General features: G+C 74.8%; 13 protein-coding genes and 1 pseudogene. 5 read left to right on the top strand and 9 right to left on the bottom strand.

From position 1 onward, the window contains the following. Positions 1-4: 4 nt before the first annotated feature. Both H0H10_RS13100 and H0H10_RS13105 read left to right on the top strand, forming a co-directional pair. Entirely contained in the window at positions 5-553 is a 549-nt protein-coding gene (locus tag H0H10_RS13100) for a DUF2243 domain-containing protein (RefSeq protein WP_188181098.1), read from the top strand. Then, positions 553-1359 (top strand): annotated as a pseudogene (locus H0H10_RS13105) (cytochrome c oxidase assembly protein); the annotation flags it as partial. The gene H0H10_RS13100 and the pseudogene H0H10_RS13105, both read left to right, overlap by 1 nt. On the opposite strand, the gene H0H10_RS13110 reads toward H0H10_RS13105, so the two are convergent. Genes H0H10_RS13110 through H0H10_RS13145 form a run of 8 tightly spaced genes read right to left on the bottom strand, consistent with a single transcriptional unit; the run spans position 1347 to position 9510 of the window. Further along, the gene (locus tag H0H10_RS13110; protein ID WP_188181099.1) at positions 1347-2771 is read right to left on the bottom strand and encodes an NADH-quinone oxidoreductase subunit N; all 1425 of its coding nucleotides are present in this window, start codon (positions 2769-2771) and stop codon (positions 1347-1349) included. The pseudogene H0H10_RS13105 and the gene H0H10_RS13110 overlap by 13 nt on opposite strands. Then, positions 2768-4273 carry a complex I subunit 4 family protein gene (locus H0H10_RS13115; protein WP_188181100.1) on the bottom strand — a complete coding sequence of 502 codons (1506 nt, stop codon included), beginning with the start codon at positions 4271-4273 and terminating at the stop codon, positions 2768-2770. The genes H0H10_RS13110 and H0H10_RS13115 overlap by 4 nt, the downstream gene beginning before the upstream one ends. A 6-nt stretch (positions 4274-4279) precedes the next feature. Beyond that, entirely contained in the window at positions 4280-6127 is a 1848-nt protein-coding gene (locus H0H10_RS13120; protein WP_188181101.1) for an NADH-quinone oxidoreductase subunit 5 family protein, read from the bottom strand. Continuing rightward, entirely contained in the window at positions 6124-6429 is a 306-nt protein-coding gene (nuoK, locus tag H0H10_RS13125; protein WP_188181102.1) for an NADH-quinone oxidoreductase subunit NuoK, read from the bottom strand. Before nuoK ends, H0H10_RS13120 begins: the two co-directional genes overlap by 4 nt. Next, entirely contained in the window at positions 6426-6986 is a 561-nt protein-coding gene (locus H0H10_RS13130) for an NADH-quinone oxidoreductase subunit J (protein ID WP_188181103.1), read from the bottom strand. The genes nuoK and H0H10_RS13130 overlap by 4 nt, the downstream gene beginning before the upstream one ends. 31 nt (positions 6987-7017) lie before the next feature. After that, entirely contained in the window at positions 7018-7962 is a 945-nt protein-coding gene (locus tag H0H10_RS13135) for an NADH-quinone oxidoreductase subunit H (RefSeq protein WP_188181104.1), read from the bottom strand. Next, positions 7955-9163: a hypothetical protein gene (locus tag H0H10_RS13140; protein WP_188181105.1), complete on the bottom strand. Its 1209-nt coding sequence runs from the start codon at positions 9161-9163 to the stop codon at positions 7955-7957. The genes H0H10_RS13135 and H0H10_RS13140 overlap by 8 nt, the downstream gene beginning before the upstream one ends. Further along, entirely contained in the window at positions 9154-9510 is a 357-nt protein-coding gene (locus H0H10_RS13145; protein ID WP_188181106.1) for an NADH-quinone oxidoreductase subunit A, read from the bottom strand. Before H0H10_RS13145 ends, H0H10_RS13140 begins: the two co-directional genes overlap by 10 nt. Before the next feature lie 228 nt (positions 9511-9738). Between H0H10_RS13145 and H0H10_RS13150 the strand changes: the two genes are divergently transcribed. Further along, on the top strand, positions 9739-10374 hold the full coding sequence (locus H0H10_RS13150; RefSeq protein ID WP_188181107.1) for a class I SAM-dependent methyltransferase: 636 nt from the start codon (positions 9739-9741) through the stop codon (positions 10372-10374). Between the two features lie 77 nt (positions 10375-10451). On the opposite strand, the gene H0H10_RS13155 is transcribed toward H0H10_RS13150, so the two are convergent. After that, entirely contained in the window at positions 10452-11189 is a 738-nt protein-coding gene (locus H0H10_RS13155; protein ID WP_373566834.1) for a D-Ala-D-Ala carboxypeptidase family metallohydrolase, read from the bottom strand. 164 nt (positions 11190-11353) lie between these two features. On the opposite strand from H0H10_RS13155, the gene H0H10_RS13160 reads away from it, so the two are divergent. Both H0H10_RS13160 and H0H10_RS13165 read left to right on the top strand, forming a co-directional pair. Beyond that, on the top strand, positions 11354-11611 hold the full coding sequence (locus tag H0H10_RS13160) for a hypothetical protein (protein ID WP_188181108.1): 258 nt from the start codon (positions 11354-11356) through the stop codon (positions 11609-11611). Positions 11612-11791: 180 nt separating this feature from the next. Next, complete coding sequence (locus tag H0H10_RS13165; RefSeq protein WP_188181109.1) at positions 11792-11980, top strand: hypothetical protein; 189 nt, start codon at positions 11792-11794, stop codon at positions 11978-11980. The last annotated feature ends 19 nt before the right edge of the window (positions 11981-11999 follow it).

Here is an 11999-nt window from a genome sequence, read left to right on the forward strand (position 1 = left end):
GGTGATGGCCACCACGGCGGGCGACGCCCGGACGGCCCCGACGCCGCCGGTCAGTATCCGGCTGCCCGGCATCCTCCTCGGTGTGGGGCTCGGCGGGTTCGTCGACGGCATCCTGCTCCACCAGCTCCTGCAGTGGCACCACATGCTCACCAGCACCGACCACGACCGCATCGGCGTGAAGTACTACAGCCCGCGGACCGTCTCCGGGCTGGAGATGAACACCGTCTGGGACGGCATCTTCCACGCCGTGTGCTGGATCGCCGTCCTGGTGGGTCTGGCCGTGCTGTACTCACGGGTCACGCACAACCGGCGGGCGGTGTGGCGCTCACGGGTGCTCTGGGGCTGGGTCCTGGCCGGCTGGGGTCTGTTCAACCTCGTCGAAGGCCTTCTGGACCACCAGATCCTGGGCATCCACCACGTCCACGGCGGCCCGCACCAGGCATGGTGGGACGCCGGGTTCCTCGTCCTCGGCGCGCTGCTGCTGGCGGGCGGTTACCTGCTGCAGCGCGGCGGCCGGCCCGTCGACCCCGGCGCTCCCCGGGGCGCCGTCTGATGGACGCCGTCCACCCCGGGCACCACGACGGCACCGGAAGCGGCGGCTCCCTGGCGGCGGTGCTCACGGTGCTGGTGCTGACCGCCGCGGCCGCGGCCTATCTGCTGGCCGTACGCCGGGCCCGCCGCCGCAACCCCGTCCGGGGCTGGAGCGACTGGCGGTCGGCGTCGTTCCTCCTCGGACTGGCCGTGCTGGCCCTCGCCCTGCTGCCGCCGGTCGGGCCGGCCGCGCACACCGACTTCCGGGGACACATGGCGCAGCACATGCTCGTCGGCATGTACGCCCCGCTCGCGCTGGTACTGGCGGCGCCGGTCACCCTGCTGCTCCGCGTACTGCCGCCGGCCCGGGCGCGCCGGACGACGGCACTGCTGCACAGCCGCCCCGCGCGCCTGGCCGGCCACCCCGCCGTGGCGCTCGCGCTGAGCACGGGGTCCCTGGGGGTGCTCTACTCCACCCCGCTGCTGAACGCGGCCATGGGCCACCCCGCCGGGCACTGGCTGATGAACGCCCACTTCCTGGTGTCCGGGTGCCTGTTCGCCCACGCCGTCGCCGGGCCGGACCCCGCGCCCGCGCGGCCCGGCGTACCGGCCCGGCTGGTCTGCCTCGGCGTCGCCATCGCCGCCCACGCCCTGATCGCCCAGGCGATGTACGGCGGCTTCCTCGTCGGCGTCCACGCGCCCGCCGCACAGGTACGGCAGGGAGCAGAGATCATGTACTACGCCGGGGACATCGCCGAACTGCTCCTCGCCGCGGCTCTGGTGGCCACCTGGCGGCCCGAGCGCCGCGGGGTCCGTCACCGGCCGGCCGGTGACGCCACGGCGTCGAGCACCGGTCCGCCCGCCACACCCAGACCGAGTGAGACCGCCGTCGCCGCGTACGCCACGGCACGCGCCGTACGGGAGCCGCCGTCCGGGGACCGCGACGCGGGGCCGCTGGAGGAGACCGCGGGCACGATCCAGCGCAGGTAGTAGAACAGGGAGGCCACCGTGTTCACGGCGGCCAGCACGGCGAGCCACGCGTACCCGCCGTCGAGCGCGGCGCCGAACGCCTCCAGCTTGCCGAGGAAGACCGCCGTGGGCGGCGTGCCGACGAGCCCCAGCAGACAGACGACGAGGCACGCGGCCAGCAGCGGACGTCGCCCGGCCAGCCCCCGGCAGTCGTCGAGACCGCGGGCGCGGGGGAGCGCGCAGACGACGGCGAAGGCACCGAGGTTGGTCACCGCGTACGCGGCGAGGTAGTACAGCAGGGCCTGCCGGGCGAGGTCCGAGCGCCCCGCGACGGCCACCGGCATCAGCAGGTAGCCGACCTGACTGATCGTCGAGTAGGCCAGCAGCCGCTTGACGTCCTGCTGGAAGAACGCGCCCAGATTGCCGAGCGTCATCGACGCGGCGGCGAGGACGGCGACAAGAGCGGACCACGGCAGCGCGGCGTCCGCGAAGACCTGGCCGCCGAGGCGGAACAGCGCGGCCAGGGCGCCGGTCTTCGGCAGCGTCGTCAGGAGCGCCGCCACCGGCGGGGCGCCGCCCTGGACGGCGTCCGGCACCCAGAAGTGCGCCGGTACGCCGCCGGCCTTGAACAGCAGGCCCGCCAGCAGCCCGGCCGCGCCGGCCGCGACCAGCGCGGCGGGAGCGTCGCGGAACGCCTCACCCAGGACCCGGTAGGAGGTCGCGCCGCCCGCCGCGTACAGGATCACGATGCCGGTCAGTATGAGGACGCCCAGCAGCGCGCCGAGCACGTAGTACTTCAGTGCGCCCTCGGTGCCGGGACCGTCCTTGCGGAATCCCACCAGGGCGTAGGCCGGGATACCGGCCAGCAGGTACCCGGCGGCGAGCAGCAGCAGGTCCTGGGCGCCGGCCGTCATCAGCGCGCCGAGCGCGGCCAGCTGTACCAGGACGTAGTACTCGCTCTCCCGCGCGTCCCCGCGCAGCGCCGGGAACGAGAGGCCGAGGACGGCGAGCGTGCCTGCCAGGATCACGATCCGCGACGCGGCGGTCACGGGGTCGAGGGCGAAGGCCCCGCCGAAGACCGTCGTGACCGGCCCGGCCGCGGCCACGGACGCGGCGGCGACCCCCGCGGCGCAGGCCGCGAGCGCCAGCGCGCCCACGGCCCACTGCCGGGCCCGCGGCAGCCAGGAGCCGAGCAGCAGCCCGAGCACGGCGGACCCGGCGAGCAGCACCTCCGGCAGCAGGCCGAGCGGGTTCTCGTGCGCCCCGGTCATCGGGCGAGCAGCTCCAGCACGGTGCGGGAGGCCGGTTCGACGACGTCCAGCAGGAAGCGCGGCGCCACTCCCAGCACCACCGCCATGCCGAGCAGCGGTACGACCGCGAGGGCCTCGTGGGCGCGGATGTCCGGGAAGGCGCGCGGTGTGCCGGGGCCGTCCGGAAGACGCAGCGGACCCATGAGGACCTGGCGCAGCGCCCGCAGGAACAGCCCCGCCGTGAGGAGGATGCCGAGCACCGCGAGGGACGTCGCCACGGGACGCGGCCCGAGGCTGCCGGTGAAGATCTGGAACTCGGCGACGAAGCCCGAGAAGCCCGGCAGTCCGAGCGAGGCGAAGGCCGCCACGCCGGTCAGCGCGGCGAACACCGGCGCCACGGCGGCGACCCCGGAGTAGGACGCCATGTCGTACGTCCGTCCGCGCTCGTACAGCACCCCGCAGAGCAGGAACAGCGCCCCCGTCAGCAGCCCGTGACTGACCATCTGCGTCACCGCTCCCGTGACGGCCAGGGACCGGGCCTGTGCGGAGGTGCCGGCCGTGGCGGCGGCCGCGCCGACGGCGACGACCACGTAGCCCATGTGGTTCACGGAGGTGTACGCCACCATCCGCTTGAGGTCCGTCTGGGCGAGGGCGACGAGGGCACCGTGCAGCACGGAGAGGACGCCGACGACGACCAGGGCGAGCGCCCAGCGGCGCCAGCTCCCGGGCAGCATCGGCATGGCGATGCGGAGGAATCCGTACGTGCCCATCTTCAGCAGCACCCCCGCGAGGATCGCCGAGCCCGCCGCCGGCGCCTCCACGTGCGCCGGCGGCAGCCAGGTGTGGAAGGGCACCGTCGGCGTCTTGACCGCCAGCCCCACCCCGATGGCGAGCAGGACGACGGCGCCGTACGCGGCGCGGCCGGCGAGCGGGTTGCGTTCGGTCAGCTCGACCATGTCGAAGGTGTGCGGCGCCGCCGCGAGGTACAGACCGATGAAGCCCAGCAGCAGGGCGAGCGAGCCGGTGAAGGTGTACAGGAAGAACTTCAGCGCGGCGCGCCCCGCCTGCCGGTGGCCCCATCCGGCGATGACGAAGTACATCGCCACGATGGACAGGTCGAAGAAGACGAAGAAGAGGATCAGGTCCAGGGCCGCGAAGAGGCCCAGGCACGTCGTCTCCAGGAAGAGGAACAGCGCGGCGAGCTCGCGCACCCGGCGGGTCTCCCGCAGCGAGTACAGCGCGCAGGCCAGGAAGAGCAGGCAGGTGAGCGCGAGCAGCGGCAGCGACAGCCCGTCGACGCCGACGTGATAGCCAACTCCGGCGCCGGGGATCCACCGGGCGCGCTGCTCGTACTGCAGGCCGCCCGTGGTTTCGTAGCCCGCCCACAGGGTGACGACCAGGGCGAGTTCGAACGCGCAGACCACGACCCACACCCACCGCACGACGGACGCCGGCGTACGGCGGGGCAGGGCGAACAGCGGCAGCGCGACGGCCGCGGGCACGAAGACGAGGGCGGTCAGCAAGCGGGGTCACCTCACGAGGACGAGCACGGCGGCGAGCAGGGCGAAGGCGGCGACCGCCTGGATCAGGTACTGGTGCAGCTGCCCCGTCTGGGGGCGGCGCGCCCGCCGGCCCAGGGCACGTGTCCCGGCGGCGACCGCGGTCACCGCCGCGTCGACCGAGCGCTCCGCCACACGGTCCGTCCAGCGGGCGCACCGCAGTGCCGCCGTGGCCGCAGTGTCGACCGCACGGTCCAGCACCCGGTCGTCGAAGGCCGCGGCCGCGGCCGCCAGGCGCAGCACCGGGCCGACCAGGAGACGCCCGGCGGCACGCTCCAGGAACAGCCACTCCGCGAGGCCCGTGGCGACCGCCCCGGGCAGCGGCAGCGGCCGCGCCGAGCGGGCCCAGGTGAGCGCGGCCGCCGTCAGCGCGAGCCCCGCGGACAGCGCGAACTCCCACGGCCGGGGAGCCGGTTCGCCGGGGGAGCCGAGGACGCGCGCCACCCGGTCCAGGAGCGGCGGGAAGGCCAGAGGCGTCAGCGCGAGGCAGGCGAGGGCCTGCGGCACCAGGGACGCCACCGCACCGCCGGGGACCGGGCGGGCCCCCGGACGCGGCACCGGAGGGCGCCACACGAACCAGAGGGCTTTCGCGCTGTAGACCGCCGACAGTACGGCCGCGGCCAGCCCCGCGGCGTACAGCCACGGACCGGTGCGCAGCGCCCCGGCGAGCAGGAGGTCCTTCGCGGCCCACAGCGAGAGGGGCGCGAGCCCGGCCAGGGTGAGTGCGGCCACGGTGAAGGCCGCGCCGGCCGCCGGCGAGTGGCGGGCCGCGCCGCGCAGCTCCCTCAGCCGCTGCGTGCCGAGCGCGCTCAGCCAGGACCCGGCCACCAGGAACAGCAGGCTCTTCGCCGCCGCGTGCGCGATCAGTTGCAGGACGCCGCCGGTACGGGCTCCGGCACCGGCCGCCAGCACCATGAAGCCGGTCTGCGCACAGGTCGAGGCCGCGAGCAGCTGCTTGAGATCGCTCTGGGCGACCGCCACCAGACCGAGGGACAGCGCGGTGGCGGCGCCGGTCCATGCGACCACGTCGTCGCCCCAGCCGGAGGCCGCCGGCAGCGGCCCGGTCCGCAGCAGCAGGTAGGCGCCCGCCACGACCATGGCGGCCGAGTGCAGCAGCGCCGAGACCGGACTCGGGCCCAGCATGGCCTTCGACAGCCAGAAACTGAGCGGCAGCTGCGCCGACTTGCCGAGCGCGGCGACGACGACGCCGGCCGTCACGAAGGACAGCCAGGGCTCCCGCGCGGCGGACAGTCCGGCGAGCGACAGGGCCGGGTTCCCGCCGCCCGCGAGCGCGGCACCCGCCGCCAGATACAGCCCCAGGTCGGCGGCCCGGGTGGTGAGGAACGCCGTGCCGGCCGCGCGGGCGCGCTCCGGATCCCGCCACCGGTAGCCGATCAGCGCCCACGAGGTGGCGCCCATCACCTCCCAGCCCAGCAGCAGGACGGGGAGGGTCGCCGCCGTGACCGTGACCAGCATGCTCCCGGAGAAGAGCAGCATCAGCCCGAAGAACCTCGCCCGCGCCTCGCCCGCGCCGGACCCGGCGGCACTGTGGAGGAGTACGGCGAGCGTGGCGCCCGTGACGGTCACGGCCAGGAGCCCGGACAGCCCGTCCACCGCCAGCCGCACCGGCAGCCCGTCGAGGAACGGCGCCGCGGTCTCCGGCTGCCGGAACGCCGCCGCCACGGCCAGTCCCGTGCCGGCGGTGGCCGCCGCCAGGCCGGTTCCGGGCGCGAGCCGGTCGGCCGCACGGCCCGCCGCCAGGAGCAGCGCGCCGGACACGAGGGGTACGGCGACCAGCGCCCACAGCAGGGCGCTCACTCCTTCAACTCCGCCGCCATGTCGGTCATGTCGGTCTCCCGGGACCGGAACAGGGCGGTGACGACGGCGAACCCGACGGCCATCTCCAGGGCCATCGCGGTGACCGCCACGATGATCAGCACCTGCCCGTCCGCGGTCGCCGGCGCGAAGTGGCGCCAGACGGTGGCGGCGGCCAGGATCACGCCGCCCAGCATCAGTTCGAGGCCCATCATCAGCATGACGATCGACTGCTGGGTGAGGGCGCCGAACAGTCCGACACAGAACAGCGCCGCGGCGAGCAGCAGGAACGGCTCCGCGCTCACCGGCCCACACCGCCCGGTACCGGATCGTCCGCGCGGCGGGCCCGCAGGCCGTCGCCGAGCCGGTCGTACCGCCCCCGGCGCGTGGCCAGCACCACCGTGGCCACGATCGTCGCGAACAGCGCCATTGCCAGCGTCATCATGGTGAGCATCTGGGGGCCCATGAGCGACATGCCGAGATCCAGGGTCGGGTCGTCCGGGGGCCGGCCCCGGCGGTCCGGCCACGGTGCCGACAGGATGCCGGCGGCCAGCAGCGCGAACAGCAGCCCGCACACGACGGCCGCAGCCCTGGTGTTGTGCGTCATCGTCATCGGCGTCAGACCGGCCGGGTTCATCATGTACATCACCATGAACACGGCCATGACGGACATCTCCAGGGTCATCATCAGCACGACGACGACACCCAGGTAGTCCAGCCCCAGCAGCACGACCAGCCCGCCGGTGCACAGCAGCGAGGCCAGCAGCGAGAACGTCGCCCGGGCCATGGAGTCGAAGCGGAACACCAGCGCGCCGCAGCCCACCGCGAGCACGGCCGGCACCCAGAAGACCACGAACTCCATGGACGTACGACTCCTCGCTCACGCCTCCGCCTCACCGGTGGAGGACCACCACGGCCACGACCAGGGCCTGCACGACGGCCAGCGGGGTCAGCACGACCCAGGCCGCCTCCGTCCACCGCTCCATGCGCAGCGCCGGGACCCGGCGCCGGGCCCAGAGCAGGAAGGCCAGCACGGCCGCGGTCTTGACCACCGTCCACGCCCAGCCGGGCAGCAGCGGACCGTGCCCGCCGCCCAGGAACAGCGGCACGCTCATCGCCGCCGCGACGACGAGCAGCAGCCACCGGCCGCCCAGCAGCAGTATGCGGTCCACGCCCGACAGCTCGGCGGCCGCGCCACCGGCGACGTCCCGCCCCGCGGGCCGGTCGAACGGCCCCCAGAAGGCCATCGCCAGGGCACTGAGCAGATGGATCCCGAAGGCCGCCGGCATCCACACGGCGAACCACAGCCCCGACTGGGCGTCCACGACGCCGCCCACCCGCAGCGACTCGGCACCGAGCGCGGCCGTGGTGATCGCGAGCATGTGCGGCACCTCGTACGCCAGCCCCTGGGCGAGGAAGCGGTAGCCCCCGATCAGCGAGAGCGCCGAGTTCGGTCCCCAGCCCGCCAGCCACACCGCCGCCCAGGCCAGCGCCTCCATCGCGTTGTACCAGACGACGCCCTCCGGCAGGTCGCTCACCGAGCGGAAGCCGAGCGGCAGGACGACACCGGCCAGCATCGCGGCGACGGGCAGCAGGGCCGCCCCGACGCGCACCAGCGCCACGTCGGCCGCCCGGGTGCGCCGCGGCTGCCGGACCAGCTCCCGCAGCACCCCGCGAGCGGGTGCGGCGGCGCGGGCCGCCGCCTCCCGCGGTGACCGGGCGGGCCCGGCGCGGGCACCGGCGGCGAGCAGGGCATCGGCCCCGGCGGTCACGAGAGCCACCGCGGCCAGGAGCACGGGCAGCGCGAACACCGCCCAGGAAGGCGGATGTTCAGCCATGGGCCGCTCCCGGCAGCGGCGCGCGGGCGAGTTCGTCCAGGTCCGGGTCGAGGCTGGCGACGACGATCCGGGCGCAGGCGAACTCCGCGCCCTCCAGCAGCCCGGGCAGCGCGTCCAGGAGGGCCCGCGAGGCGGGCACCGGCCCGTGGACCGGCCCGCGCGGACCCACGGCCGGGTCTGCGGCCAGCGGCGCGCCGTCGTCGCAGGCGGACGCGGCTCGTGCCACCGCGTCCAGCCACCCCAGCATCCGGCCGTGCGCGTCGCCGGCGACACCGAGCGAGCGGGCGCGTCCGGCGGGCAGCACCCCCACTCCCGCGGTCAGCCACCGCAGGGTGCGCGATCCGCGCGCCCGACGGGTCAACGGGCGTACGAGGGCGGAGAGCTCGGCCGCCCCCGCCCCGCCCAGGGCGCGGTCGCGGGCGTACCGGGCGCGGGCCGCCAGGTCGGGCCAGCCCGTCACGGCGAAGAACCGGCCCAGGCTGTCCAGGTGCGCCGCGCACAGCCGCCGTGCCGCCTCCCCGCGTGCGACGCGTTCACCGGCGGCGGCGCGCAGCCACGGCTCGTTCCAGAAGGGGAGGCGGCCGGGGCCGGGCGGGTCGGCCTCGACGGCGGCCCGCTGGACGACGTCTCCCTGGAGGGCCACGCGCAGGACGAGCCCGGCGGGCCAGTCGGGCAGCGCCGGGCCGAGGGGGAGGTGCAGCCGGTCCAGGCGCAGCCCGTCCCGGTCGTCGGCGCGCCCGGCCAGGGGCAGACCGTCCACCAGACCGCTGTCGTGCCCGGCGTGGGGGCCGTCCGGGTCCTGTGGGCTGTCCGGTGACCCGGCCGGCGGGGCAGGCGCGTGCCCGCCGCGGTGGCCGCCGCCATGACGGGCGCCGCCCCGGCGCCGCAGTTCGGCGAGGCCGTGGTCGAGAACGGCCGCGGCCTCGCCGGCGTCGGCGAGCGGCACCCGTGCCCTGGGCGCCGGCATCGCCTCCCAGAGCCGTGCGACCCAGTCGGCGGTGCCGGCCCCGGCGGTGCCGGGGCCGGGGTCGGCGGCGACGACGAGGAGATCGGCCTCGGCCGGGGCAGCCGCGCACGGCCACCCCCGGCGGGCCAGCTCCGCCTCGACGGCCAGGCGCCGCTCGGTGGCCCCCGCGGACACGGCCGCCAGGACTCTCGGACGGCCCAGGGCCGCGCGCACGATCCTGCCCCTCAGGTCCACCGCAGCGCCCCCTCGCGCCAGGCGTACAGGACCCCCGCGAGCAGGATCCCGAGGAACAGGAACATCTCCACGACCGCGCTCGGGCCCACGGCCGTGACGACCCTCACCCACGGATACATGAACAGCATCTCCATGTCGAAGGCGAGGAAGACCATGGTCACCGGGTACCAGCGGACGTGGAACCGGGACAGCGCGTGCTCGCGAGGTTCGAGACCCCCGAGGAACGGCCCGGTGCGCAGGGGTTCGCGGACCGGCCGCACGGCGGCGGACAGGGCGTGGAGCAGGAACACGCCTGCCACGGCCGGCACGAGCAGCACCAGCACCGGCTGCCAGTCGGACGTCCGCACGCCGCTCCCTTCCGACGAGACCCGGGGGACGGTTCCCCGCCGGGCAGCATGTCAGCCGGATGTGACCCAGGACACGTACGACACCGCGTTCGCCGTGGATTCCCCGGCGGACCGGTTTTTGCGGAATCCGCAAAGCTGATTGTCGGTGCGGTCCCCGCCGGTGCAGCCTGCGTGCAGGGCGCCCGGTCATCTCGCGTCCGGCCGACCTCGTCCGCATCAGGAGGAACCATGAACGACATGCCCGCGCCGGCCCCCGCCGAGGAGTTCTGGGAGGCGCGCTACCGCGACGCCGGCCGCGTGTGGAGCGGCCGTCCCAACGAACTGCTGGTCAGGGAGGTGAGCGACCTGGCACCGGGGGCGGCGCTGGATCTGGGGTGCGGCGAGGGGGGCGACGCGGTGTGGCTGGCCTCGCGCGGCTGGCGGGTCACCGGCGTGGACATCTCCGCCACGGCCCTCGAACGCGCCGCCGGGCACGCCGCCGACGCCGGCGTCGGGGACCGCGTCGCCTGGGAGCGCCACGAACTGGGCCGCTCGTTCCCCGAGGGCTCCTTCGACCTGGTCAGCGCCCACTACCTGCAGTCCCCGGTCGCCCTCGACCAGCAGGGCATCCTGCGCGGCGCGGCGAACGCCGTCGCGGACCACGGCACCCTGCTGGTCGTCATGCACGCCGCCTGGGCGTCCTGGCAGACGGAACCGCCCTTCGACGCCGTCTTCCCCACCCTGGACGGGGTGGTGGCCGAACTGGCCCTGCCGGAGGGCGAGTGGGCCGTCCGGACCATGGAGACCGTCCGCAGGCGGAGCGTGTCCCCCGAGGGCGTGGAGGGGCACCGCGACGACCACGTGTGGCGCTTCCAGCGCGTCTGAGACGCGGGGCGGGACAGGGGCGGGAGCGGACGCGGCTGCGCGGCCGGTGGCTCGCCTCCGCCATCGGCCGCCGGTGCTCAGATGCCGCAGGTGGGTGCGGACCAGTACTGGCTGCTGCGGTGGTCGACGTGGGTGTGGTCGTTGTGGCCCGGGTAGCCGGGGCCGAGGATGCCGCGGAAGCCGTGGTTGCGGGCCTGCTTGGCCAGGGTGCACAGGGAGTGCGGACCGGCTCCGAGGTCGGCGGCGTCCCCGTAGAGGTGGCGGCTGCTGCTCGCGCCGCCGACGGCGTCGTTGCAGGCGTACGAGCGGAAGCCGCTGGTCACCGTGATCGGCTGGTCGCCGAGCGCGTGCCGCAGGGCCTCCAGCTTCCACATCGTGCGCAGGGCGTTGGCCTTCGCGGTCGCGGCGCTGACCGCTCCGCCGGACCAGGTGGTGTTGCAGTCGTTCAGCTCGCTGTAGCTGAAGTGGATCGGCGTGCAGTCGTCGTCCTGGAGCGCGTAGAGCTTGTTGAAGGTGTTCGGACCGGCGACGCCGTCGGCGGTGAGTCCGTAGGCCGACTGGAAGCGCTTGAGGGCGGCGGTGGTGGCCGGGCCGAACTCGCCGTCGACGGCCAGGACGGCGCCGTAGCCCGGGTAGCCGCCGAGCCGGATCTGGAGCTGGGTGACGTCGGCGCCCGAGGCGCCCTGGGACAGGGTGCGGTTCCAGGTGTAGCAGCCGTCGGCGTGGGCGGTGCCGGCGGTGGCGAGGGTGCCCGCCCAGACGCCTGCCATGATCATGACAAAGGCGGTGACGAGTCTGACGACACGTGTGTACATGTGATCTCCATGCCGGGTGACGAGGGGTGTGGCCGAGCGTGAAGGGCATGTGACGCGCGTCAACCATGGTGCACGGACCGGCCGGAAGCAAGACCGCCGGGCCTCGTTTCCGGGTCCGGGGCACGGGAACCCGCAGCACCCGAACGCCGACCGGAGGTGCGGAGATGAGTGGCGAAAAGGACCAGCGGGACCGCCGGGACGACCGGTTCTCCCGGGCGCGCGGCGACGAGGAGCCCGGTGCGCACTCGGGCGGGGAGAGTCAGGCGCGTGATCGCACGGTGCCGGGCACGGCGAGCGCCCGTGAGGGCTACCAGCCGGAGCGCGGCACGGGGGCGGGTGAGCCGCTGGAGGGCGTCGAGACGAAGGACGCGTCCCGCCGGGCGCCGTCCCGCGGCGACCGCGACGAGGAGTCCGGCGGCTGACCGGTCCGCGGCGGGTGCCGGCTTCCCGGCCGAGTCCGCGCGTCAACCGCTGCGCCGTGCAGTAACTGTCCGATTTATGGCAAAAGTTACTGTCTGTGAATTTTTAAGAAAAGAGGCATGTTCTGTGACTTCTCGGACACACGTGGTGACGTAGACCTTCGGCTACCAGAGGGAGATGAAATGCCTTCCACGGACAAGGCGCTCGACGAAGCCGCCGGCATCGACACCGTCGACATCGAGGCGGCACTCGACCCCGTCGAGCCCGACGGCGTGTTCCGCGACAGCCGTGAATGCGCCGGTCTTGCCCTCCATTCCGGAGGTGGCCACATGCTGCTCTCGCCGCCGACCCCGCGGCCCAAGAAGGGCTGACGGGCCGACGGGAGCAGCG

Source organism: Streptomyces griseicoloratus, from assembly GCF_014534645.1.
In the GTDB taxonomy this organism is placed as follows: domain Bacteria; phylum Actinomycetota; class Actinomycetes; order Streptomycetales; family Streptomycetaceae; genus Streptomyces; species Streptomyces griseicoloratus.

Excerpts from the sequence above, each read along its gene's own strand:
- H0H10_RS13165 (WP_188181109.1), top strand. The coding sequence starts at position 11,792 with ATGCCTTCCACGGACAAGGCGCTCGACGAAGCCGCCGGCATCGACACC.
- H0H10_RS13155 (WP_373566834.1), bottom strand. The coding sequence starts at position 11,189 with ATGTACACACGTGTCGTCAGACTCGTCACCGCCTTTGTCATGATCATG.
- H0H10_RS13110 (WP_188181099.1), bottom strand. The coding sequence starts at position 2,771 with ATGACCGGGGCGCACGAGAACCCGCTCGGCCTGCTGCCGGAGGTGCTG.
- H0H10_RS13160 (WP_188181108.1), top strand. The coding sequence starts at position 11,354 with ATGAGTGGCGAAAAGGACCAGCGGGACCGCCGGGACGACCGGTTCTCC.
- H0H10_RS13130 (WP_188181103.1), bottom strand. The coding sequence starts at position 6,986 with ATGGAGTTCGTGGTCTTCTGGGTGCCGGCCGTGCTCGCGGTGGGCTGC.
- H0H10_RS13100 (WP_188181098.1), top strand. The coding sequence starts at position 5 with ATGGCCACCACGGCGGGCGACGCCCGGACGGCCCCGACGCCGCCGGTC.
- H0H10_RS13135 (WP_188181104.1), bottom strand. The coding sequence starts at position 7,962 with ATGGCTGAACATCCGCCTTCCTGGGCGGTGTTCGCGCTGCCCGTGCTC.
- H0H10_RS13150 (WP_188181107.1), top strand. The coding sequence starts at position 9,739 with ATGAACGACATGCCCGCGCCGGCCCCCGCCGAGGAGTTCTGGGAGGCG.